A 22,922-nucleotide genomic window follows, 5' to 3' on the forward strand; every position below is an offset into this window, starting at 1 on the left:
TTCGTTCTTGCGTTTCCGACTCTATCAGACTCTTTCGTGTCCGATTCCCGGTCGACGCGGGTTTCGCTTTCCAGTTCCTGCGCTTTCGCGCTTTCCCTTTCCTGCGATTCCAACTCTACCAGATCATTTCCGCGCCGTTTCCGGATTGGATTTGAATTGGATGGCCATTGGAGAGCCTTTCCCTTTCGGGCGAGCCAGACTTTATCAGGTTTCCCCGGTCTGGATTCCCACCCGCCCGCATCGACCCGTCCGCGCACACGTGTGTGCCGGGGTGTCGTGCGAGGTGGAGACGTAAACGTACTGGAGCGGGGCCCCCGGATGCAAATCCGGTTGCCCCGCTCCGGTGACGTCGTTACGGCGAGGCTCAGACCTCGACGACGACGGGGAGGATCATCGGGCGGCGGCGGTAACTGTCCGACACCCACTTGCCCATGGTCCGGCGGATGAGCTGCTGGATCTGGTGCGGCTCCGCGACGCCGTCGGCGGCCGCGCGGCCGATGGCTTCCTCGATCTTCGCGATGACCGGGCCGAAGGACGAGTCCTCGATGCCGGAGCCGCGGGCCTGGATGTTCGGCCCGCTGACGACCTTGCCCGTGGTGCTGTCCACCACGACGTAGACCGAGATGATGCCCTCTTCGCCGAGGATCCGGCGGTCCTTGAGGTGGACCTCGGTGACGTCGCCGACCGAGAGGCCGTCCACGTACACGTAGCCGGCCTGGACCTTGCCGGAGATCCGGGCCTTGCCGTCGATGAGGTCGACGACGACGCCGTCCTCGGCGATGACGATGCGGTCCTTCGGGACGCCCGTGAGGGCACCGAGCTCGGCGTTGGCGCGCAGGTGGCGCCATTCGCCGTGGACCGGCATCAGGTTCCGCGGCTTGCAGATGTTGTAGAAGTACAACAGCTCGCCCGCGGAGGCGTGGCCGGAAACGTGCACCTTGGCGTTGCCCTTGTGCACGACGTTGGCGCCCCAGCGCGTCAGGCCGTTGATCACGCGGTAGACCGCGTTCTCGTTGCCCGGGATCAGGGACGACGCCAGGATCACGGTGTCGCCCGGGACGATCCGGATCTGGTGGTCGCGGTTGGCCATGCGGGACAGGGCCGCCATCGGCTCGCCCTGCGAACCCGTGCAGACCAGGACGACCTCGTGGGCCGGCAGGTCGTCGAGGGTCTTGACGTCCACGACCAGGCCGGCCGGGACCTTCAGGTAGCCCAGGTCACGGGCGATGCCCATGTTGCGGACCATCGAGCGGCCGACGAAGGCGACCCTGCGGCCGTACTCGTGGGCGGCGTCGAGGATCTGCTGGATGCGGTGCACGTGGCTGGCGAAGCTGGCCACGATGATCCGGTTGTTGGCGTTCGCGAAAACCGTGCGCAGCACGTTGGAGATCTCGCGCTCGGGCGGGACGAAGCCCGGGACCTCGGCGTTCGTCGAGTCGGAGAGGAGAAGGTCGATGCCCTCTTCGCTCAGACGCGCGAAGGCGTGCAGGTCGGTGAGGCGGTTGTCCAGCGGCAGCTGGTCCATCTTGAAGTCGCCGGTACAGACGACCATGCCGGCGCCGGTGCGGATGGCCACGGCCAGCGCGTCCGGGATGGAGTGGTTCACGGCGATGAACTCGCAGTCGAAGGGACCGAGGTTCTCGCGCTCGCCTTCCTTCACCTCAAGGGTGTAGGGGCGGATGCGGTGCTCCTGCAGCTTCGCCTCGATGAGGGCCAGCGTCAGCTTGGAGCCGATCAGCGGGATGTCCGGCTTCTCCCGGAGGAGGTAGGGGACGGCGCCGATGTGGTCCTCGTGGCCGTGCGTGAGCACGATGCCGTCGATGTCGTCGAGGCGGTCCCGGATGGACGTGAAGTCCGGGAGGATCAGGTCGATGCCGGGCTGCTCCTCTTCGGGGAAGAGAACGCCGCAGTCGACGATCAGCAGGCGACCGTCGAACTCGAAGACGGTCATGTTGCGGCCGATCTCACCGAGGCCACCCAGGGGGGTGACCCGGAGGCCGCCCTTGGGGAGCTTCGGCGGCGCGCCGAGTTCAGGATGCGGATGGCTCAAAAGTATCTCCTCACCACACACGCCACGTACCTCGGAAGGCACGTGGCGCGGATGTCATTCGTGCACTTGCTTTGTCGGTTTTGGTCTTGCTTGTTCAGTTGTGAAGTCTGTTGTCAGAGCTGTACCCCGCCGGCGGCAAGATCGATCTTGAGCTGCGCCGTCTCTTCTGCGGTCAGTTCGATCAGCGGGAGCCGCAGCGGGCCCGCGGGCAGGCCCTGCAGGTTCAGCGCGCCCTTGGTCGTGATCACGCCCTGGGTGCGGAACATGCCGGTGAAGACGGGGAGCAGCTTCTGGTGGATCTCGGTGGCCTTCTGGACGTCTCCGCCCAGGTGGGCCTCGAGCATGGCGCGCAGCTCGGGGCTGACCACGTGGCCGACGACGGAGACGAACCCGACCGCGCCGACGGACAGGAGCGGCAGGTTCAGCATGTCGTCGCCCGAGTACCAGGCCAGGCCGCTCTGTGCGATGGCCCAGCTGGCGCGGCCGAGGTCGCCCTTGGCGTCCTTGTTGGCCACGATACGGGGGTGTTCAGCCAGCCGGACCAGGGTTTCGGTGTTGATCGGGACACCACTGCGGCCGGGGATGTCGTAGAGCATGACCGGCAGCTCGGTGGCGTCGGCGATGGCCGTGAAGTGCCGGTAGAGGCCCTCCTGTGGCGGCTTGCTGTAGTACGGGGTGACCGCGAGCAGGCCGTGGGCGCCGGTGCGCTCGGCCTGGCGGGCGAGCTCCAGGGTGTGGCGGGTGTCGTTGGTGCCGATGCCGGCCACCACGTGGGCGCGGTCTCCGACCGCTTCGAGTACGGCTCGTACGAGGTCGTTTTTCTCCGCGTCGGTGGTGGTCGGCGACTCACCGGTGGTGCCGTTGATGATCAGGCCGTCGTTGCCTGCGTCCACCAGGTGGACGGCGAGCCGCTGCGCGCCGTCGAGGTCGAGTGCGCCATCCGCCGTGAACGGCGTGATCATGGCGGTGAGGACCCGCCCGAAGGGGGTCTGCGGAGTCGAGATCGGAGCCATGGGTAACACGCTACTCGCTGCCACGCTCGCAGTGTCCCCTCGGGGGACGTCAACGGGGGGTGTGTGGTGTCGCCCCCGGCGGTGGCTGGGGGCGTTGGAGCCCGGCACTGCCTGCTCGGGGGTTCAAGCAGTGCCGGGTCCGTTTGATCAGCCTAGATGAACTTTACGAAACGCCGCAATACGGACACTTCGGACTTCGTTCCGCACATGTGTACGTAGAACTCCAGACCGGGGCCAACAGGCCTTACGGGGCAACGCGGCCGTTGCCGTTGAAGGCGGCGTACGTCAGCGGCATCAGCCGCGCCCAGTGCTGCTCCATCTTCTCGCCGACCATCTCGATCTCCCGCTGGGGGAAGGACGGGGTTGCCGCGAGCTCGTGCTGCGTGCGCAGTCCGAGGAAGTGCATGAGCGAGCGCGCGTTGCAGGTGGCGTACATCGAGGAGAAAAGACCGACCGGCAGGACCGAACGGGCAACCTCGCGGGCCACGCCCGCAGCCAGCATCTCCTGGTAGGCCTCGTACGCCTGAAGGTACGAGTCCTCCATGACCCGGGCCGTCAGTTCCTGCTGGGCCGTGGTGCCCTCGACGAAGACGTACTTGCCGGGGCGGCCCTGCTGGACGAGCTTGCGCTCGGCGTCCGGGACGTAGAAGACCGGCTCCAGCTCCCTGTAGCGGCCGGATTCCTCGTTGTAGGACCAGCCGACGCGGTGACGCATGAACTCGCGGAACACGAAGATCGGGGCGCTGATGAAGAAGGTCATCGAGTTGTGCTCGAAGGGGCTGCCGTGGCGGTCGCGCATCAGGTAGTTGATGAGGCCCTTGGAGCGCTCCGGGTCCTTCTGCAGCTCCTCCAGGGACTGCTCGCCGGCCGTGGAGACACGGGCGGCCCACAGCACGTCGGAGTCGGCGGCGGAGTGCTTCACCAGCTCCACCGTCACATCACTGCGGTAGCTGGGTTTCAGATCTGAAGCGGCGGTCTCGCTCACCGGGGGTCCTTCCGAACGGTCTTACCTGGGGCGCGCCCACTCTACGGCGCCCGCCGTGCCTCCCGGTGCAGGCGAGGTCCGTGGACCGGGTCACCCGATCAGCTGACGCACCGCCATGAAATTTGGCGAATGTCCCGAAATCCGGCACCGATCGGCCCGCTTGTACGTCCTACATAGGAGAAGCCGCCCATTTTCGATCGTGAGGAGATTCGCCCCCATGTTCCGCCGGCGCCGCGAACCCGTCCCGTTTGCCTTCGTCGCCGAGGCCGACCGCTTCCGCAGTAACGTCACTCCACCGCCGCGCGAGAGTCTGAGCAAGACCCAGATCGCCGCCCGTAGTCTGGTCGGGATGACCGTGGTGGCGGGGCTCGTCGGCTCGCTGCTCTTCGGAATGCCCGCACTGCAGCCCAGCAAGGCGCCCGAGAAGTCGGAGCAGTCGGAGGCGTCCCAGGGGCGGTAACCTCACGGGCACAGCCCAACCGAACGTGCATGTGAGTGAGGTCCAGCCGTGCCCCTGCCCTTCTTGACGGCCGATGGCGCATTCGACGCGCACGACGGGGAGGAGACCCTCCCCCACGAAGACCCCGACCGCTGGCGCCGGCCCTACCGGCCCGGCCCCTGGCGGGTCGCCATCGCCGCCGTGCTGCTCCTGCTGGCGGCGTTCATGCTGCTCGCCACGATGATCATCGCCGCCGCGGGCACCTGGGGCGGGGCCGCCGCCAGCCTGGCCGCCTCGCTCGCCGTCGTCGGCTCGGCGCTGCGGCTGCTGCGCGCGGGCGTCTGGGTGAGCCCCCAGGGGCTGCGCCGGGTGTCCTTCTTCACGACCCGCTCGATCCCGTGGAGCCAGGTCGCCGAGGTCCGTACGGTCCAGCAGCCCGTGCGCTGGCTCGGACTGCCGAGGACCGTACAGGGGCAGGCCCTGACGGTCGCCGGGCGCGGCGGCGGCGAGCTGCCGGTGCTGTTGACCGACCACAACGCCGACTTCCTGTCGCGGCGCGAGGCGTTCGAACGGGCCGCCGACATGGTCGAGGCCTGGGCGCACGAGTACCGGGCCGTGCCCGCCTGACGTGACGCGGGGCGCGCCGCAAGCCCGTACGGGGGATCAGACCCGTACGGGCTTCGCGTCGTGCAGGGAGATCGCCCGCTGCATGGCCTTGCGCGCCCGCGGGGTGTCGCGGGCGTCGCGGTAGGCGACGGCGAGGCGGAACCAGCTGCGCCAGTCCCCCGGGGCGTCCTCCGTCTCGGCCTTGCGGCGCGCGAAGACCTCGTCGGCGGAGTCCCGCAGGATCCGGCCGTACTTGTCCCGCTCCAGCTCGTCCACGGGCAGTCCGCCCTCGGCTTCGAGCTCGGTGGCGAGCTGGTTGGCCTTGGTGACGAACTGCGTGTTCTTCCACAGGAACCAGATGCCGATGACCGGCAGGATCAGCACCGCCACCCCGAAGGTGACGGTGATCCAGGTGCCGTGCTGGATCAGCATCAGGCCCCGGCTGCCGACCAGGACGAAGTACACGACCAGGACGGCGGCCGTGAGGAAGTAGGTGATCTTCGCGCGCATGGGGACTACTGCCTGCTCATCAGCCGAGGTCGAGGAAGTTTTCCAGGCCGAAAGTGAGGCCCGGGGTCTGCGTCACACGCCGCACGCCGAGCAGGATGCCCGGCATGAAGCTGCTGTGGTGCAGGGAGTCGTGACGGATCGTCAAGGTCTCGCCCTCGCCGCCGAGCAGGACCTCCTGGTGGGCCAGCAGGCCGCGCAGCCGGATCGCGTGCACCGGGACACCCTCGACGTTCGCGCCGCGCGCGCCGTCGAGCGCGGTGGCGGTGGCGTCGGGCTGCGGGGCGCAGCCGGCTTCGGCGCGTGCGGCGGCGATGAGCTGGGCCGTACGGGTCGCCGTGCCGGAGGGGGCGTCGACCTTGTTCGGGTGGTGCAGCTCGACGACCTCGACGGACTCGAAGTAGCGCGCGGCCTGGGCGGCGAACTTCATGGTGAGGACGGCGCCGATGGAGAAGTTCGGGGCGATGAGCACGCCCGTCTCCGGTGAGCCGGCGAGCCAGGTGTTCAGCTGGGCGAGGCGGCCCTCGGTCCAGCCGGTGGTGCCGACCACTCCGTGGATGCCGTGGCCGATGAGGAAGTCCAGGTTCTCCATCACCGAGGCCGGGGTGGTCAGCTCGACCGCGACCTGGGCGCCGGCGTCGGCCAGCGTCTGAAGCTTGTCGCCGCGGCCGAGGGCCGCCACCAGCTCCATGTCGGCGGCGGCCTCGACCGCCTTGACGGCCTCGGAGCCGATGCGGCCCTGCGCTCCGAGGACTGCCACGCGCAGCTTGCTCATAGTTGCTTCCTTACTTACGTACGGAACTAGGCGACGGCCTCGTCGAGGCGGGCGGCCTGCTTTTCCTTCAGCGGGCCGATCACCGCGAGCGAGGGGCGCTGGGCCAGTACATCCTGTGCGACCGAGCGGACGTCGTCCGGGGTCACGGCGGCGATCCGGGCCAGCATGTCGTCGACCGACATCTGGTCACCCCAGCACAGCTCGCTCTTGCCGATGCGGTTCATGATCGCGCCGGTGTCCTCCAGGCCGAGGACGGTGGAGCCGGAGAGCTGGCCGATGGCCCGCTTGATCTCGTCGTCGGTCAGTCCGTCGGAGGCGACCTTGTCGAGCTCGGCGCGGCAGATCCGCAGGACGTCGTGGACCTGGCTCGGGCGGCAGCCGGCGTAGACGCCGAAGAGGCCGGTGTCGGCGAAGCCCGAGGTGTACGAGTACACGCTGTAGGCCAGGCCGCGCTTCTCCCGGACCTCCTGGAAGAGGCGCGAGGACATGCCTCCGCCGAGGGCGGTGTTCAGGACGCCCAGGGCCCAGCGGCGCTCGTCGGTGCGGGCGAGACCCGGCATGCCGAGGACCACGTGGGCCTGCTCGGTCTTGCGGTTCACCAGCTCGACGCGGCCGGAGGTGCGGATGCGCTTGGTGCCGCTGCGCGGGCCGATCGGCTCGGCGTCGGTCCGGGTGAGCGAGCCGGCCTTCTCGAAGGCCGCGCGGACCTGGCGTACGACCTTGTTGTGGTCGACGTTGCCCGCGGCGGCCACGACCAGGTGGGTGGGGTCGTAGTGCTTCTTGTAGAAGCGGCGGATCCGGTCGGCGCCGAGCGCGTTGATCGTGTCGACGGTGCCCAGGACGGGTCGGCCCAGCGGGGTGTCGCCGTACATGGTCTGCGCGAACAGGTCGTGGACCATGTCGCCCGGGTCGTCCTCGGTCATGGCGATCTCTTCGAGGATGACGCCGCGCTCGGCGACGACGTCCTCCTCACGGATCAGCGAGCCGGTGAGCATGTCGCAGACGACGTCGATGGCCAACGGCAGGTCGGTGTCGAGCACCCGTGCGTAGTAGCAGGTGTACTCCTTCGCCGTGAAGGCGTTCATCTCGCCGCCGACCGCGTCGATCGCGGAGGAGATGTCGAGGGCGCTGCGCTTGCCGGTGCCCTTGAAGAGGAGGTGCTCGAGGTAGTGCGTGGCGCCGTTGAGCGTCGGGGTCTCGTCGCGCGAGCCGACGTGTGCCCAGATGCCGAAGGTGGCGGACCGGACGGAGGGCAGCGTCTCGGTGACGATGCGCAGTCCGCCGGGGAGGACCGTGCGCCGGACGGTGCCGATGCCGCTCTGGCCCGTGAGCAGGGTTTGGGTACGGGCGACGGCCCGCCCCTCCGAAGAGGGGCGGGCCGTCACACGGGAACTACGCGACGTCACTTGTCGGAGTCGTCCTTGTCAGCGTCGTCGCCGGCGGCCTCGCCGTCGATCACGGGGATCAGGGAGAGCTTGCCGCGCGAGTCGATCTCGGCGATCTCCACCTGGACCTTGGTGCCGACCGCGAGCACGTCCTCGACGTTCTCCACGCGCTTGCCACCGGCGAGCTTGCGGATCTGCGAGATGTGCAGCAGGCCGTCCTTGCCGGGCATCAGGGAGACGAAGGCACCGAAGGTGGTGGTCTTGACGACCGTACCCAGGTAGCGCTCGCCGACCTCCGGCATGGTCGGGTTGGCGATCGCGTTGATCGTGGCGCGGGCGGCCTCGGCGGCCGGGCCGTCGGAGGCACCGATGTAGATGGTGCCGTCGTCCTCGATCGTGATCTCGGCGCCGGTGTCCTCCTGGATCTGGTTGATCATCTTGCCCTTGGGGCCGATGACCTCACCGATCTTGTCCACCGGGATCTTGACGGTGATGATCCGCGGGGCGTACTGGGACATGGCGTCCGGCGTGTCGATCGCTTCCATCATCACGTCGAGGATGTGGAGGCGGGCGTCGCGGGCCTGCTTGAGGGCGGCGGCCAGAACCGAGGCCGGGATGCCGTCGAGCTTGGTGTCCAGCTGGAGCGCGGTGACGAACTCCTTGGTGCCGGCGACCTTGAAGTCCATGTCGCCGAAGGCGTCCTCCGCACCGAGGATGTCGGTGAGGGCGACGTAGTGGGTCTTGCCGTCGATCTCCTGCGAGATCAGACCCATGGCGATGCCGGCGACGGGGGCCTTGAGGGGCACACCGGCGTTCAGCAGCGACATGGTGGAGGCGCAGACCGAGCCCATGGACGTCGAGCCGTTGGAGCCGAGGGCCTCGGACACCTGACGGATCGCGTACGGGAACTCCTCGCGGGTCGGGAGGACCGGCACGATGGCGCGCTCGGCGAGCGCGCCGTGGCCGATCTCGCGGCGCTTGGGCGAGCCCACGCGGCCGGTCTCACCGACGGAGTACGGCGGGAAGTTGTAGTTGTGCATGTAGCGCTTGCGGGTCACCGGGGAGAGGGTGTCCAGCTGCTGCTCCATGCGGAGCATGTTCAGGGTGGTGACGCCCAGGATCTGGGTCTCGCCACGCTCGAACAGCGCCGAGCCGTGCACGCGAGGGATGGCCTCGACCTCGGCGGCCAGCGTACGGATGTCCGTGACGCCGCGGCCGTCGATGCGGACCTTGTCCTTGATGACGCGCTCGCGCACCAGGGCCTTGGTCAGGCTGCGGTAGGCGGCGGAGATCTCCTTCTCGCGGCCCTCGAAGGCCGGGAGGAGCTTCTCGGCGGCGATCTCCTTGACGCGGTCCAGCTCGGCCTCGCGGTCCTGCTTGCCCGCGATGGTCAGCGCCTGGGAGAGGTCACCCTTGACGGCGGCCGCGAGGGCCTCGTACACGTCGTCCTGGTAGTCCAGGAAGACCGGGAACTCGCCCTCGGGCTTGGCGGCCTTGGCGGCCAGGTCGGCCTGGGCCTTGCAGAGCGCCTTGATGAACGGCTTCGCGGCCTCGAGGCCCGCGGCGACGATCTCCTCGGTCGGCGCCTCGGCGCCGCCCTTGACGAGGGCGATGGTCTTCTCGGTGGCCTCGGCCTCGACCATCATGATCGCGACGTCGCCGTCCTCCAGGGCGCGGCCCGCGACGACCATGTCGAAGACGGCGTCTTCGAGCTCGGTGTGCGTCGGGAAGGCCACCCACTGGCCGCGGATCAGCGCAACGCGGACGCCGCCGATCGGGCCGGAGAAGGGCAGGCCGGCCAGCTGGGTGGACGCGGACGCGGCGTTGATCGCGACGACGTCGTACAGGTGGTCCGGGTTGAGCGCCATGATCGTGGCGACGACCTGGATCTCGTTGCGCAGGCCCTTCTTGAAGGACGGGCGCAGCGGGCGGTCGATCAGGCGGCAGGTGAGGATCGCGTCCTCGGAGGGCCGGCCCTCGCGGCGGAAGAAGGAGCCGGGGATCTTGCCGGCCGCGTACATCCGCTCCTCGACGTCGACCGTCAGGGGGAAGAAGTCGAGCTGGTCCTTGGGCTTCTTCGACGCGGTGGTGGCGGAAAGCACCATCGTGTCGTCGTCCAGGTAGGCAACGGCGGAGCCGGCGGCCTGGCGGGCCAGACGGCCCGTCTCGAAGCGGATGGTGCGGGTGCCGAAGGAACCGTTGTCAATGACGGCCTCGGCGTAGTGGGTCTCGTTCTCCACTAGCGTTTTCTCCATTTTCGTCGTCTCCGTCCGCCACCCGTGTGGTGGTGGACGGTTGCGGAGAAGCGCTCCTGGCGTGCGGGCCGGTCTTCGATCGAAGCATCCGGATTCTGGGCCCGTGGGGGCTTTCCGGGTGCCACTACCGAGGACCGGCGGCGTAGGGAGGGCGCTCCTCCTCTTCAGTTGTGCATGCACTGCGTCATGCACGGTGCAGGTGCGTCCAGACTACAAAGCGTCCGGTACGTCCCGCACGTACAGCAAAGGGAGCGGCCCCCTGAGTGTGGGAACCGCTCCCTTCACAGCGTCTTTACTTGGCGCCGGCCGCACCGCGGCGGATGCCGAGGCGCTCGACCAGCGTACGGAAGCGCTGGATGTCCTTCTTGGCCAGGTACTGCAGCAGGCGGCGGCGCTGGCCGACCAGGATCAGCAGACCACGACGGGAGTGGTGGTCGTGCTTGTGGGCCTTCAGGTGCTCGGTCAGGTCCGAGATGCGGCGGGACAGCATCGCGACCTGGACCTCGGGAGAGCCGGTGTCGCCCTCCTTGGCACCGAACTCGCTGATGATCTGCTTCTTCGTAGCGGCGTCGAGCGGCACGCGTACTCCTCGTTTAGGTCTTCGTTGCCACCGAGTGCCCCAGGTCGAATTCTCTGGGGATCTTCCGTAACTCGGGAGGCGGGGTCCGCTGAGCGCAGCCTCCAGAAGAATCCGGGGGCGCGTACACAAACGGCCGTAACACAGCGTACCAGGCTGCCGCTCGTCCCCGTCTCAGCTGGTGAGCGCGCGGGCCCGGGTGTAGACGTCGAGCACGGCGAGGGCCAGCGGGACCAGGCTGAGCAGCACTGCCGCCTCGGTGAGGTCGAGCAGGCGCCCCCAGAAGGGTGACAGACCGCGGCGGGGAATGACCAGCGATATACCGACGAGGAGGGCCGCGCCGGCGGCCACGGCCGCCGAGAGCCCGATGGTACGGAGGTCCAGGCCGCTGCGGTCGTGGTGGCGGACGTACTCGGTGAGCAGGCCGGCCGGGGGGTGCACGGCCATGCCCAGGACGAGCAGGCCGACGGCGGCGACCCCGGCGACGAGGGCGACGGTGACCTGCGAGGTGTAGCGGAAGAGGCGGGCGCGCAGCAGCATCGCGAGGCCGGTGGCGAGGGCCAGCAGGCGGCTCCAGGTGTTGTCGCAGAAGCCGAGGACGGCGGCGGAGCCGACCGTGACCGCGGCGCAGCCGCCGACCAGACCGAGCAGCATCTCGTGGCCGCGGCGGACCTGGGCGGCGATGGCCTGGGCGTCGAGTGGGGCCGCCGCGTCGTACTGGTCGGCGCCGCCGTGCTCGCCGTACGGCCCGGTCTCGTGGCGCTCCGGGGTCTCGTATTCCTCCACGGCGCTCTGCGGGGCGGCGTACCCGATCGGGAGGCGTGCGAAGCGGGCGGAGAGGCCGGGGAGGAAGGCGACGAGCCCGATGGCGACGGGTGCGCAGACGGCGGCGGTGGCGGTCGCGGAGGCCTCGGTGACGATGGCGAGGAAGGTGGCGAGGGTCCCGGTGGCGCCGAGGAACGTGACGGCGACGAAGGGGGCGTCGCCGTGGGGGCTGAGCGCGACCAGGGCGACGGCGGCGACGAGGACGCACACGCAGCCGAGCAGGAACTGGAGGCGGCCGGGGCCCTCGCCCGCGGCGGGGGCGATGATGCCGGCGCCGGCGATCAGCAGGTGCGGGACGGCGGCCAGTCCCAGGGCGACGGCGGAGCCGCGGTCGCGGTAGACGCGGGCGCGGACCCCGGCGGCGGCGGTGAGCAGGAGGCCGACGGCGCCGGCGATGACGCCGGGCAGGCCGTTGACGTCGTGCAGGGCGGGGTCGGCGTACCAGAGGACGAAGCCGAGCAGGACGAAGAGGAGCGCGGCGCCTGCCAGGCCCGCGCCGCGCAGCATGTCCTCGCTCCAGCGGCGGCGGTCGCGGACGACGGCGGAGGCGACGGCGTCGCAGGCGTCGTCGAAGACGGCGGGCGGCAGGGACTCGGCGAAGGGGCGCAGGCTCAGCACCTCGCCGTCGAGGACCTGCTGGGCGGCGAGGGTGCGGGCGCCGTCGAGGACGGTGCCGGAGCGGCGTACCAGGTGGAAGCCGGTGGGTGCGCCGACGGGCTGGGTCTGGCCGGTGAGGCGCAGCAGCTCGGGGTAGACGTCGGCGACGGCGATGTCATCGGGGAGGGCCACGTCGATGCGGCTGTCGGGGGCCACGACGGTGACCCTGCAGAAGCCGGTCGCTCCGGCCGTATTCACCTTGGGCCCTCCGGGTGGGTGAAACGGTGTGCGTGGTCGGCCGTGGTTGATCCGCGGTCGTCCGGGATCGACCTGCGGTCGTCCGCGGTGGATTCGCGGATGCGCATGGCGTGCGCGCCAGACTACCGGGAGTATCCATGGCTGTCGGCACATAGGATCGCCGACGCGCGAAGGAGACCCCCTGGGTGCCCGGGACTTGGGGCTGCCGGCTGCGAAGTCACGTCCTGCATCGAGGGGTTGGTGCTCCGGTGAGCCAGATCGTCGTCAAACGCCCGCCCCGGTCGCTGCCGCCGGAAGTCCCTTCGGACGAGCTGAGGCTTCAGGCTCCGCCGGAGCTTGCGCGGGGGCAGCAGGAGGGCATGATGATGCAGCTCCTGCCGATGCTGGGCATGGGTTCCTCGGTCGTCTTCTTCTTCTTGCCGGGCAATCATCCGTTCATGCGGGTCATGGGTGTGCTGATGCTCGTGTCAACGGCGGGCATGGCCGCCGCGCAGATCGTCCGCCACCGTCGCGGTACGCAGGGGCAAATGGCCGATGCGCGCCGGGACTATCTGAAGTACCTCGCGCAGACGCGTCGTCAGGTACGCCGCACCGCGCGGGCGCAGCGGGACGCCCAGCTGTACCTGCACCCGGCTCCGGACCAGCTGTGGTCGGTGGTGGCGGAGGGCTCGCGGTTGTGGGAGCGGCGGGTCGGGGACGCGGACTTCGGGCAGGTCCGGCTGGGGCTGGGCGCGCAGCGTCTGGCGACCCCGCTGGCGGCTCCGCAGACGGCGCCGGTGGACGAGTTGGAGCCGCTGGCGGCGGGCGCGATGCAGCGGTTCCTGCGGGTGCACTCCTCGCTGGACGGGCTGCCGGTGGCGGTGTCGATCCGGGCGTTCTACCACGTGACGGTGGACGGGGAGCCGGAGTCGGCGCGCGGGGCGGCGCGGGCGCTGGTGGCGCAGCTGACGGCGCTGCACTCCCCCGAGGACCTGGTGGTCGCGGTGGTGGCGGCGCCGGGTGCGGTGCCCTCGTGGGACTGGACGAAGTGGCTGCCGCACACGCAGGTGCCGGGGCAGGTCGACGGGGCGGGCACCAAGCGGCTGTTCGGTGACGACCTGACCGAGCTGGAGGCGCTGCTGGCGCCCCGTCTGGAGGGGCGGCCGCGGTTCAGCCGGGAGGTGTCCCCGGTACTGGACCAGCCGCACCTGGTGGTCGTGCTCGATGGCGGGATGGTGCCGCCGGACTCGGTTTTCGCGGCGGCCGAGGGTGTGCAGGGCGTGACGGTCGTCGAGGTGGTGGCGGGCTCACTGGACGAGCCGCGGGGCGGGCTGTCGGTCGTGGTGCGGCCGGGCCGGCTGCGGCTGGAGTCGGGCGGGGGCGTCGCGTACGAGGGTGTCCCGGACACGCTGTCGCTGCCCGCGGCGGAGGCCCTGGCCCGGCAGTTGGCGCCGCTGCGCACGGGTGGCGGGGACGATGACGAGCCGCTGCTGGCCAATCTGGACTTCACGGACCTGCTGAACCTGGGTGACGCGGCCCAGGTCGACGTGGCCCGGACCTGGCGGCCGCGGTCGGCCGGCGAGCGGCTGCGGGTGCCGATCGGGGTGGGCGAGGACGGCTCCCCGGTCATGCTGGACCTGAAGGAGGCCGCGCAGGAGGGCATGGGGCCGCACGGCCTGTGCGTGGGCGCGACCGGTTCGGGCAAGTCGGAGCTGCTGCGCACGCTGGTGCTGGGGCTGGCGGTGACGCACACCTCGGAGACGCTGAATTTCGTCCTGGCGGACTTCAAGGGGGGTGCCACCTTCACCGGGATGGGGCAGATGCCGCACGTCGCGGCGGTCATCACCAATCTGGCGGACGATCTGACACTGGTGGACCGCATGGGCGACTCCATCCGCGGCGAGCTGCAGCGCCGGCAGGAGCTGCTGCGCTCGGCGGGCAACTACGCGAACATCCACGACTACGAGAAGGCCCGCGGGGCCGGCGCACCGTTGGAGCCGCTGGCCTCGCTGGTGCTGGTCATCGACGAGTTCTCCGAACTGCTCACCGCGAAGCCCGACTTCATCGACATGTTCATCCAGATCGGCCGCATCGGCCGGTCGCTGGGCGTGCATCTGCTGCTGGCCTCGCAGCGGCTGGAGGAGGGCAAGCTGCGCGGGCTGGACACGTACCTCTCGTACCGGATCGGTCTGCGGACCTTCTCGGCGGCGGAGTCGCGGGCCGCGATCGGGGTGCCGGACGCCTACCACCTGCCCTCGGTGCCCGGTTCGGGCTACCTGAAGTTCGGGACGGACGAGATGACCCGCTTCAAGGCGGCGTACGTCTCGGGCGCCTACCGCTCGGGCCGCCCGGACCTGCCGGTCGGGCTGTTCCCGGTGGAGCGGCGGCCCGCGCTGTTCACGGCGGCGCCGGTGCCGGTGGTGTACGCGGCCCCGGATCCGGCGTACCTGGCGGCGCAGGGCGCGCGGGGCGGCGACGCGCCGGCGGACACGGTGCTGGACGTGATCGTGGGCCGGCTGGAGGGGCAGGGGGTGCCGGCGCACCAGGTGTGGCTGCCGCCACTGGAGCAGGCGCCGCCACTCGACCAGCTGTTGCCGGCGCCGGCGCCGAGCCCCGAGCGGGGGCTGCACGCGCAGGGGTACACGCGGTCCGGGGGGCTCGTCGTACCGCTCGGCCTGATCGACAAGCCGTACGAGCAGCGGCGCGAGGTGCTGTACCGGGACTTCTCGGGTGCGGCGGGCCACATGCTGGTGGTCGGCGGTCCGCAGTCGGGCAAGTCGACGCTGATGCGCACCCTGATCTCCTCCTTCGCGCTCACCCACACCCCGCGCGAGGTGCAGTTCTACGGGCTGGACTTCGGCGGCGGCAGCCTGTCCTCGCTCGCCGGGCTGCCGCACGTGGGCGGGATCGCCTCGCGGCTGGACCCGGAGCGGGTGCGGCGTACCGTCGCGGAGGTCGGCGGGATCCTGAACCGGCGCGAGGAGTTCTTCCGCTCCGAGGGCATCGACTCCATCGGCACCTACCGGCGGCGGCGCGCGGCGGGCGACCTGCCGGGCGAGGCCTGGGGAGACGTCTTCCTGCTCATCGACGGGTGGGGCGGTTTCCGGGGCGAGTACGAGGGCCTGGAGCCGGTGGTCACGGACATCGCGTCCCGGGGTCTGGGATACGGCATCCACGTGGTGGTCACCGCCGCCCGCTACATGGAGGTCCGGGCCGCGCTGAAGGACCACGTGCTCGGCCGACTGGAGCTGCGCCTCGGCGACGTCATGGACTCCGAGTTCGACCGGCGGGTCGCGGCGAACGTGCCCGCCGGGATGCCGGGCCGCGGCCAGGTGCCGGAGAAGCTGCACTTCCTGGGCGCCCTGCCGCGCATCGACGGCTCGCACGCCGCGGACGACCTGTCGCAGGCCACGGCGGCCTTCGTGGCGGCGGTCAGGGAGAACTGGGCGGGCTCGGCGGCTCCCGGGGTACGGCTGCTGCCGCGGCTGCTCACCGCCGACCGGCTGCCCAAGGGCGGGGAGCAGCCCGCCCGCGGGGTGGCGATCGGCGTCGACGAGACGGACCTGGAGCCGGTGTTCGTCGACTTCGATACCGACCCCTTCCTCCTCGTCTTCGGCGAGAGCGAGTCCGGCAAGACGAACCTGCTGAGGCTCATCGCCCGGCAGATCGCCGAGCGCTACCCGCCCGACCGGGCCCGGCTGGTGGTCGGCGACTACCGGCGGAGCCTGCTGGGGGCGCTGCCGGAGGGGCACCTGCTGGAGTACGCGCCCACGGTGAGCTCCCTGCAGACGCACATGGAGGCCCTGGTCGGGGTGTTCTCGCGGCGCCAGCCGCCCGCGGACGTCACCCCGCGGCAGTTGCGCGACCGCAGTTGGTGGACGGGGCCGGACGTCTTCGTCGTCATCGACGACTACGACCTGGTGGCCACGAGCCAGGGCAATCCGCTGGCCCGGCTGGTGGAGTTCCTGCCGTTCGCCCGGGACACGGGGGTGCGTTTCGTCATCGCGCGCAACTCGGCGGGGGCCTCGCGTTCGCTGTACGAGCCGTTCGTGCAGCGGGTCAAGGAGCTCGGCGCGCAGGGAGTGGTGCTGTCCGGCGACCCGTCCGAGGGGGACCTGGTCGGCAATGTCCGCCCCCGGCCGATGCCCCCGGGCCGGGCGTACTTCACCACGCGCAGGCGGGGCACGTCGCTGGTCCAGCTCGGTCTGCTGCCAGAGGCGTGAGGGCGGAGCGTGAGGGCGGAGACCATCCCGATCCGGGAAAGCCTCCCCCGGCCCCCTGGTCTGCACCGATAATCGGCAGCGAACGCAGCAGTGGCACCGCGCACCGAGGGAGAGGCCGCACATGGGCACCCAGCAGGAGAAGGACGAGCTGTACGCGCTCGACATCAGCGGCGTCGAGTGGGAGGGCCCGCCCGGGACCAGCCCGGAGAAGGAGCGGGTCGAGATCGCCCGGCTGCCCGAGGGCGCGGTGGCGATGCGGTCCTCGCTGGACCGGGACACCGTGCTGCGTTACACCGCGGCCGAGTGGGAGGCGTTCGTACTCGGGGCGAGGGACGGCGAGTTCGACCTCGACCGGGGCCCGCGCTGAGACCCGTCGGCGGCAGTGCACGGTGAGGGGGCGCGCCCGTATCGGGTGCGCCCCTTCGCTGTCGCGTGCGCGGGGCCCGGGACGGGTTTCGGGCTCAGTACGCCTCGGCAGCAGGGCTCAGTAGGCCTCGGTGAACAGGCGCGAGGCCTTCACGTCGGTGGCCCGGTAGTCGGCCTTGCCGCGCTCGACGAGGTCCGCGACGAGCGCCAGCTGGTCGCGCATGTGCTCGGCCTTGCCCTTGTACTTGGCCTGGAGCTGCACGTACTGGGCGTGCGCCTCTCCGTCCCAGGTGTCGGTGACGACCTTCAGGGCGCGGTCCATGTCGAGCAGGTCCTGGACGATCTTCTGCGAGATCGCCCGGATCCGGTCGGCCATGACCTGGACGCTCTCGTACCTGACCTTGGTGTGGCCGTCGGCACCGGACATGATCTTCTCCTTCGGGATGCTGGATCGACGGGGGGATCAGATGCCGTTGAGTGCGGAGCCGTTGCCGCCGGCGGCGTTCTTGACGGAATTGAACGCCGCGCGCACGTCGTCGTCCTGGGCGTTGCTCAGGTTCCTGGTCTCGCAGACCGCGTGGTGCAGGATCCCGAGCAGCCTGCGGATCTGGTCGTGGTCCTCGTTGACGAGGGTCTGGGCCGAGACGAAACCCGAGGCGCCGACGCCCGTCCAGCCGGCGCTCACGGTGGAGAGGATGTCCGCCAGCTCGCGGGCCTGCCGGGTGACGCCGTTTGCCGTATCGGCGATCCTGTTGGCCGCCTTGACGACCGGATCGTCCGCGAGTCCGAAATCATTGCTCATCGAAAGCCCCTCACTTCTCACTACGCCGGGCCGATCACAGTCGTGAAGTCGGTGGCCACTGTAGCCAGTTGGCGGCCAGGCCCGGATACCGTCGGGTGGCCCGTGTTGACGGCCGTGACCGTTCACTGCAAACGGCGACCGCGGGCCCGGGCGTCCCTGATCACGGTCGCCCCGCCGACGACGGCCACGATGAGCAGGGCGCCGGTCCCCAGGGCGTACGCCCCCAGCCGCTGCTCCCGCCCCTGCGCGGTCTCGGCCGTGTTCAGCGCGGCCACGTGCGGGGCGGCCGCCGGGGGCGGGCCCGGATCCCGAACGGGTGACGTGGGGGTCTCACGGTCCCGGGTGACGGCGCGCACCGGGTCGACGACACCCCATCCGACGTAATCGTCACGGCTGTTGACGTCCCGCTCCGCGGTGTTCTCGATCTGCCAGACCACCTGCTGCGGGGTCCAGTCCGGGTGCTCGGCGCGCACCAGGGCGGCGACCGCGGCGACGTAGGGCGCGGAGAAGCTGGTGCCGCTGTCGACGCACTGGCCGTAGCCGGGGACGGTGGAGACGATGTCGACGCCGGGCGCCGCGACCCCGATGAACGCGCCGGGCTGGGAGAAGGCCGCCCGTTCGTTGTCGCGGTCCGAGGCGGCCACGGCGAGGACTCCGGGGAAGGCCGCCGGATAGGTGTCGCGCTTCTCGCCGCTCAGGCCGTCGTTGCCCGCGGAGGCGACCACCACCGCGTTCGCCGCGATGGCCCGCTCCAGCGCCTTGCCGAGGGCGGAGCCGGGGGTCAGCGGTGCGTCGGTGTCCTGGGAGATGTTGATGACCTGGGCACCCTTGGCCACCGCGTGGTCGATGGCCTGGCTCAGGGTCCCGGTGTCGCCGTTGCCCTGCCCGTCGTTCTGCCGGATGGGGATGATCGTCGCCTCCGGGGCCAGGCCCACGAAGCCGGTGCCCGGCTGCGGGCGGGCCGCGATCAGTCCGGCGACCCGGGTGCCGTGCCCGACGGTGTCGTGCGTACCGTCGCCCTGCGGGTCGAGGAGGTCCCGGCCGGCGCCGGCGTCGACGGCGCCCGCGAGCTGCGGGTTCGCCCGGTCGACGCCGGTGTCGATGACCGCGACGCGGATGCCGTTGCCCCGGGCGTCCGCGCCCCTGGTCTTCGCCCAGAGCTCGTCCAGCAGGAGCCGCTGCAGGGCCCAGGGGCGGTCCGCGATCTGCTTCCGCATCGGGAAGGTGCACTCCCCTGCGCCGTACGGGGCCTGCGGCGCGGGAGCCGCCGCGCCACAGAGGGCGCTCAGCACGAGGACGGCGGCAGCGACGGCAGCGGCACCGACGGGTTGAGCGGCCGCGCGGGCAGACTCAGGCATGGGCGGCGTCCTCACGAACCCTGCGGCTGACGTGCGGAGTTGGTGTCCAGCCGGGGCCCCTTGGAGAGGAACTGCGACCAGGCGATGGGCACCAGGGCGGGTACGACGCCCCCGTAGCCGAGCCGGGCCTGCGCCTGGCTGGGCTGGGGGCGGCCGTCGCCCGTCGGCTGCGCCTGCGCCTTGGCCTTCGGGGCGTCGCTGTCGCCGTTGGCCTGCAGGGCGTACCGCAGTCCGGTGTCGGTCACCAGGAAGAGGGAACCGCCGGCGGTGGCCTGGCGGCCCTGGAGCTGGGTGTACAGCAGTCCCGAGCCCGGTGTGACGTACGCGCTCGCGCCGCCGGCGGTGACGTCGAACGGGAATCCGGCGCCGGCCCAGGTGCTCAGGGTCGGCTTGCCCTGGCCGTCCACCGAGCGCAGGACGCTGCAGACGGTGTCGCGGTCGCCCGCGGTGGCACCGGCGGCGTCCGCGGAGGGCGCCGAGGCGGGCCGGTTGATCCGTTCGACCTTCTTCTGCGGCCACTTGGCGCCGCTCTTGAAGGGTGCGGGGTCCGGGCTCAGGGACTGGAGGTCCACCTCGCGGGGCTTGCCGTGCATGTCGAGGCCGTCGGTCGCGGGCGAGGAGATCAGCAGCCAGGCCACGAAGTCGGAGACCGGTACCACCTTCCCGGGCAGGACGACGTAGTGCTGCGCGCCGGAGCCGGTCATCGCCTTGAGCACCGTGCCCACCCGGCCGTCGTCGCCGGCCAGGCCCTGGACGCCCGCACCGGTCCCGACCGCGCCGGCGGGCAGCTCCGGGAAGGCGAGGTCGTCGCCGGAGTCGAGGGTGGCCAGCCAGGCCTCGGTGACCTGCTGCGGGGGCGCGCCGGTGCCGACCACGGCGTTGGTCATGGTGCCCGCGTCCGGGGCGCCCTCGGGGAACCGGTACTTCGTACCCGCCGAGTCGACGAGGTACCGCTCCTTGGCTCCCTCGGAGTTCTGTACGTACAGCGCCTGGGTGTCGCCGAGCCTGCGCGGGCCGTCCATCACCTTCTCCTCCCGGCCGGCGAGGACGAAGGCGGCGCTCTGCACGCCCCGGCCGTTGCCGCCGGGCCGCTGGCAGACCGCCCAGCGCTTGGCCCTGCCTGCGTCCCCGGGGGCCGGGAGGCGGTCGGGGGCGTAGGGGATGCCGATGACGGGGCCGCGCGGCAGCCTCCCCTGGTCGAGCAGCTTGTCGTCGACCTGGATCACGCCGGACTTGGCGGGATCCAGCAGGAGTCGGGCCGAGGCGAGGTTCATCACCGGGTGCAGACGGGCCTGTTCCTTGCCGTTGACGGTGGTCGTCAGGACGACGTACCGGGTCGTCGACTGCCTGCCGACGATCACCTGGGCGCCGGGGGCGTCCCAGTTCTTGGGCGCCACCGGCCTGAACATGCCCCAGGCCCCGAAGGCGCCGAGCACCAGCGCGGCGCTGACCAGGCCGGGGACGACCGCGCGCAGCGGACGCGGGGCGCCCTCCTCGGTCCCCGACGCGGAGGGTTGGAGGAACGCGGCCACCGTGCGCCGCTTCGCAAAGGTGTACGCGTTGAGCTCATCACGTCGTGACGCCATGACCGCCTGCTTCTCCCCGCACGGCCCGGTCGGTGACCACGGTTCCCGGGCCTCGACTGTCGGACCGGGGACCTACTATGCCTCTTGACGGACCGTCTGGTGACGGCGCGTGGCGTGCGGTCGCCGCCGCGGATCGTTTCGGCCGGGGAATGCAAGGGTGTTGGGGCGGATCGGGGCGGATCCGGAGCCGTGCGGCCGATCGTCGCGCGGGACCGGTGTCCACGGGGTCCGGCCCTCGAAGGGGAGGTGCGCGAGTGGACGTGAGCGCTGCGCAGCCGCAGAGCGGCACGGCGTCGCCCCCGCGCGCCGGGGTGACGCCGCGGCCGAAGTCGACTCCGGGGCGGTTCGGGCCGTTCCGATTGCAACAGCTCGTACTGCTCCAGCTCGCCGCGGCCGCGCTGCTGGTGCCCTGGGCGGTCGAACCGCTGCTGCGGGTGCTCGCGGGCGCGCTCGCCCTCGTGCTGGTGGCGCTCGCGGTCGTACGCCGCCACCGGCGTTCCCTGCCCGAGTGGATCGGCAGCGCGCTGGCGCTGCGCGCGCGCCGTCGGCGAGCCGCCGCCTTCACCCTGCCCGCGGGTACCGAGCCGGGGCTGGGCCCGCTGGTCGAGGCCGATCCGGCGCTGCGGACCCTCACCTTCGGCGGGCGCGACCGGGGGCCCGTCGGGATGGTCGGCGACGGGACCTTCCTGACCGCGGTCGTCCAGGTGGACATGGACGCCACCGCACTGCGGCCCGAGCGGACGGCGCGGCCGCTGCCGCTGGCCGTCGTACGGGACATCCTGGAGGTGGACGGAATCCGGCTGGAGTCCGCGCAGCTGGTGCAGCACACCCAGCCGGCGCCGGCGCCGCACCTTCCCGCCCAGTCGGCGGCGACGCGCAACTACGCCCCGCTGCAGGCCCTGACGGGCTCACCGGCGGTGCGGCTGACGTGGATCGCGCTCAAGCTGGACCCGGAGCTGTGTCCCGAAGCGGTCACCGCGCGCGGTGGCGGCCTGGCGGGGGCACAGCGCTGCCTGGTGCGGGCGGCCGACCAGCTGGCGAGCCGCCTTGCGGGGGCCGGGTTCCGGGCGACCGTGCTGACCGAGCAGGAGCTGACGGGCGCGCTGGCCACGTCCTCGTGCGCGAACCCGATGGCGATCACCCAAGCCGGGCGGCCCGCGGGCACGCGGGGTCCGGGGCGGCGTACGGAGGAGACCGCGCGGGTCTGGCGCTGCGACGACCGGCGGCACACGACGTACTGGATAGGCCGCTGGCCGCAGCTGGGCGGCGCCGGGGCGGCCCTGCCGCAGTTCGTGGCGCTGCTGACCTCGCTGCCGGCGCTGGCCACGAACTTCAGCCTGACGATGTCCCCGGGCGGGCGGCAGGGGGTGACGCTGACCGGGCACGTCCGGATCACCGGGCGTAGCGACGAGGAACTGCTGGCGGCGCGGCGCGCGCTGGAGCGGGCGGCGCGGGGCGTGCAGAGCGGCCTGGTCCGGCTCGACCGCGAACAGGTGCCGGGGCTGCTGGCCTCACTGCCGCTGGGAGGCGCGCGGTGAGGGGCGGTGCCCGGAGCTCTGCGCGGGGCGGTGCGCGGGGCGGCTTCGGGCTGGTCGGCCCGCGGCGCGGGCGGCACGTGCTGTCGGCGGCCGATCTGGAGGCGCTGGCCCTGCCCGTCGGGGACGACGGCGTCGTCATCGGCGTGGACGCCGGGGGGCGGCCGTCGGTGCTCGGCGTCAACCGGCCCACCCCGTACGAGATCACGCTGATCGGTGGTCTGTGGACGGCGCAGGTGCTGGCGCTGCGTGCGGCGGCCACGGGTGCGCGGGTGGCGGTGGAGACCGGGCGCGGCCCGGTGTGGTCGCCGCTCGCCCGGGCGGCGGGCGGCGGGCAGCCGTGCGTGACCCTGCACGACGTGGGCCGGGTGCCGCCGCAGGGCGCGTCGGCCGGCAGTCCGGTCCTGGTGGTCCGCGACTGCGGGATGCGGCCGCCGCGCGGGCGCGTGGTGGCGGGGCCCTGGCAGTCGGTGCTGACCCTGCTGCCGTACCTGAGCCCGACGGCGCCGCGGCTGCTGCGCGGCGCGGCGCTGGCCGGCGTCCAGCGGGTCTCCCCCGACGAGGCGGAACGGATCGGCCGCCTGATGCGGCTGCCGCAGGGGGCGGTGGACTCCCTGCCGACGCTGGGCGACGGGGTGACGCTGTGGTGCACGACGCGGGACCGGCAGTTCGTGCTGACCCAGCCGACGGACACGGAGACGGCCCTGCTGGGCCCGCCGAGACGGATCGACTGACCGGCGGCTCTCGACCGGTACCCCTGCGGCCGCCGGTGGCGGCCCGGGCGGGGTGGGGGCCGGTTGG

The 22,922-nt window shown here is 71.5% G+C and carries 19 protein-coding genes; 6 read left to right on the top strand and 13 right to left on the bottom strand.

The window, feature by feature from the left end:
* Positions 1-364: 364 nt before the first annotated feature.
* The 3 genes from ACFWBF_RS14865 to thyX all read right to left on the bottom strand — a co-directional run bounded on the left by ACFWBF_RS14865 (position 365) and on the right by thyX (position 4,048).
* Entirely contained in the window at positions 365-2,050 is a 1,686-nt protein-coding gene (locus ACFWBF_RS14865) for a ribonuclease J (RefSeq protein WP_385600641.1), read from the bottom strand.
* Positions 2,051-2,163: 113 nt separating this feature from the next.
* Positions 2,164-3,063, bottom strand: coding sequence for a 4-hydroxy-tetrahydrodipicolinate synthase (gene dapA, locus ACFWBF_RS14870; protein ID WP_385600644.1), 900 nt, complete (start codon positions 3,061-3,063; stop codon positions 2,164-2,166).
* 244 nt (positions 3,064-3,307) lie between these two features.
* Positions 3,308-4,048 (bottom strand): FAD-dependent thymidylate synthase, encoded by a 741-nt coding sequence (gene thyX, locus ACFWBF_RS14875; RefSeq protein ID WP_385600646.1) that lies wholly within the window; start codon positions 4,046-4,048, stop codon positions 3,308-3,310.
* A gap of 217 nt (positions 4,049-4,265) precedes the next feature.
* Here thyX and ACFWBF_RS14880 point away from each other — a divergent pair, with 217 nt between their 5' ends.
* Entirely contained in the window at positions 4,266-4,508 is a 243-nt protein-coding gene (locus tag ACFWBF_RS14880; RefSeq protein ID WP_385223225.1) for a hypothetical protein, read from the top strand.
* A 48-nt stretch (positions 4,509-4,556) separates the two neighbouring features.
* Complete coding sequence (locus ACFWBF_RS14885) at positions 4,557-5,114, top strand: PH domain-containing protein (RefSeq protein WP_385600650.1); 558 nt, start codon at positions 4,557-4,559, stop codon at positions 5,112-5,114.
* Between the two features lie 36 nt (positions 5,115-5,150).
* Here the strand turns inward: ACFWBF_RS14885 and ACFWBF_RS14890 are convergent, their stop codons facing one another.
* The 6 genes from ACFWBF_RS14890 to eccD all read right to left on the bottom strand — a co-directional run bounded on the left by ACFWBF_RS14890 (position 5,151) and on the right by eccD (position 12,272).
* Positions 5,151-5,603, bottom strand: coding sequence for a hypothetical protein (locus ACFWBF_RS14890; RefSeq protein WP_385600653.1), 453 nt, complete (start codon positions 5,601-5,603; stop codon positions 5,151-5,153).
* Between the two features lie 19 nt (positions 5,604-5,622).
* Positions 5,623-6,375, bottom strand: coding sequence for a 4-hydroxy-tetrahydrodipicolinate reductase (dapB, locus tag ACFWBF_RS14895; RefSeq protein ID WP_385600656.1), 753 nt, complete (start codon positions 6,373-6,375; stop codon positions 5,623-5,625).
* Positions 6,376-6,401: 26 nt separating this feature from the next.
* Entirely contained in the window at positions 6,402-7,781 is a 1,380-nt protein-coding gene (locus tag ACFWBF_RS14900; protein WP_385600659.1) for a M16 family metallopeptidase, read from the bottom strand.
* Positions 7,778-10,000 carry a polyribonucleotide nucleotidyltransferase gene (locus tag ACFWBF_RS14905; protein WP_385600833.1) on the bottom strand — a complete coding sequence of 741 codons (2,223 nt, stop codon included), beginning with the start codon at positions 9,998-10,000 and terminating at the stop codon, positions 7,778-7,780. The genes ACFWBF_RS14900 and ACFWBF_RS14905 overlap by 4 nt, the downstream gene beginning before the upstream one ends.
* A gap of 307 nt (positions 10,001-10,307) precedes the next feature.
* Positions 10,308-10,595, bottom strand: a complete 288-nt coding sequence (gene rpsO, locus ACFWBF_RS14910) for a 30S ribosomal protein S15 (protein ID WP_365917403.1) — start codon at positions 10,593-10,595, stop codon at positions 10,308-10,310.
* A 171-nt stretch (positions 10,596-10,766) separates the two neighbouring features.
* Entirely contained in the window at positions 10,767-12,272 is a 1,506-nt protein-coding gene (gene eccD, locus ACFWBF_RS14915) for a type VII secretion integral membrane protein EccD (protein WP_385600662.1), read from the bottom strand.
* Positions 12,273-12,520: 248 nt separating this feature from the next.
* Here eccD and eccCa point away from each other — a divergent pair, with 248 nt between their 5' ends.
* A complete protein-coding gene (eccCa, locus tag ACFWBF_RS14920; RefSeq protein WP_385600666.1) occupies positions 12,521-16,474 on the top strand; it encodes a type VII secretion protein EccCa in 3,954 nt (1,317 codons plus the stop codon).
* 121 nt (positions 16,475-16,595) lie between these two features.
* Positions 16,596-16,841, top strand: a complete 246-nt coding sequence (locus tag ACFWBF_RS14925) for a DUF397 domain-containing protein (protein ID WP_385600669.1) — start codon at positions 16,596-16,598, stop codon at positions 16,839-16,841.
* A gap of 117 nt (positions 16,842-16,958) precedes the next feature.
* On the opposite strand, the gene ACFWBF_RS14930 is transcribed toward ACFWBF_RS14925, so the two are convergent.
* From ACFWBF_RS14930 to eccB, 4 genes are all read right to left on the bottom strand, one after another.
* Positions 16,959-17,267 carry a WXG100 family type VII secretion target gene (locus tag ACFWBF_RS14930; RefSeq protein WP_385600672.1) on the bottom strand — a complete coding sequence of 103 codons (309 nt, stop codon included), beginning with the start codon at positions 17,265-17,267 and terminating at the stop codon, positions 16,959-16,961.
* A gap of 36 nt (positions 17,268-17,303) precedes the next feature.
* Positions 17,304-17,642, bottom strand: coding sequence for a hypothetical protein (locus tag ACFWBF_RS14935; protein WP_385600675.1), 339 nt, complete (start codon positions 17,640-17,642; stop codon positions 17,304-17,306).
* Positions 17,643-17,764: 122 nt separating this feature from the next.
* Entirely contained in the window at positions 17,765-19,000 is a 1,236-nt protein-coding gene (gene mycP / locus ACFWBF_RS14940; protein WP_385600677.1) for a type VII secretion-associated serine protease mycosin, read from the bottom strand.
* Positions 19,001-19,011: 11 nt separating this feature from the next.
* A complete protein-coding gene (eccB, locus tag ACFWBF_RS14945) occupies positions 19,012-20,586 on the bottom strand; it encodes a type VII secretion protein EccB (protein WP_385600680.1) in 1,575 nt (524 codons plus the stop codon).
* A 215-nt stretch (positions 20,587-20,801) separates the two neighbouring features.
* On the opposite strand from eccB, the gene eccE reads away from it, so the two are divergent.
* Entirely contained in the window at positions 20,802-22,124 is a 1,323-nt protein-coding gene (eccE, locus tag ACFWBF_RS14950; protein ID WP_385600683.1) for a type VII secretion protein EccE, read from the top strand.
* Positions 22,121-22,855 carry a hypothetical protein gene (locus tag ACFWBF_RS14955; protein ID WP_385600686.1) on the top strand — a complete coding sequence of 245 codons (735 nt, stop codon included), beginning with the start codon at positions 22,121-22,123 and terminating at the stop codon, positions 22,853-22,855. The genes eccE and ACFWBF_RS14955 overlap by 4 nt, the downstream gene beginning before the upstream one ends.
* The last annotated feature ends 67 nt before the right edge of the window (positions 22,856-22,922 follow it).

Source organism: Streptomyces sp. NPDC060028, from assembly GCF_042736725.1.
Lineage (GTDB): Bacteria > Actinomycetota > Actinomycetes > Streptomycetales > Streptomycetaceae > Streptomyces.

What these genes read in the sequence shown, in the direction of transcription:
- dapA (WP_385600644.1), bottom strand. Translation starts at nt 3,063, where the DNA reads ATGGCTCCGATCTCGACTCCGCAGACCCCCTTCGGGCGGGTCCTCACC.
- ACFWBF_RS14880 (WP_385223225.1), top strand. Translation starts at nt 4,266, where the DNA reads ATGTTCCGCCGGCGCCGCGAACCCGTCCCGTTTGCCTTCGTCGCCGAG.
- ACFWBF_RS14890 (WP_385600653.1), bottom strand. Translation starts at nt 5,603, where the DNA reads ATGCGCGCGAAGATCACCTACTTCCTCACGGCCGCCGTCCTGGTCGTG.
- dapB (WP_385600656.1), bottom strand. Translation starts at nt 6,375, where the DNA reads ATGAGCAAGCTGCGCGTGGCAGTCCTCGGAGCGCAGGGCCGCATCGGC.
- ACFWBF_RS14925 (WP_385600669.1), top strand. Translation starts at nt 16,596, where the DNA reads ATGGGCACCCAGCAGGAGAAGGACGAGCTGTACGCGCTCGACATCAGC.
- ACFWBF_RS14930 (WP_385600672.1), bottom strand. Translation starts at nt 17,267, where the DNA reads ATGTCCGGTGCCGACGGCCACACCAAGGTCAGGTACGAGAGCGTCCAG.
- ACFWBF_RS14935 (WP_385600675.1), bottom strand. Translation starts at nt 17,642, where the DNA reads ATGAGCAATGATTTCGGACTCGCGGACGATCCGGTCGTCAAGGCGGCC.
- mycP (WP_385600677.1), bottom strand. Translation starts at nt 19,000, where the DNA reads ATGCCTGAGTCTGCCCGCGCGGCCGCTCAACCCGTCGGTGCCGCTGCC.
- eccB (WP_385600680.1), bottom strand. Translation starts at nt 20,586, where the DNA reads ATGGCGTCACGACGTGATGAGCTCAACGCGTACACCTTTGCGAAGCGG.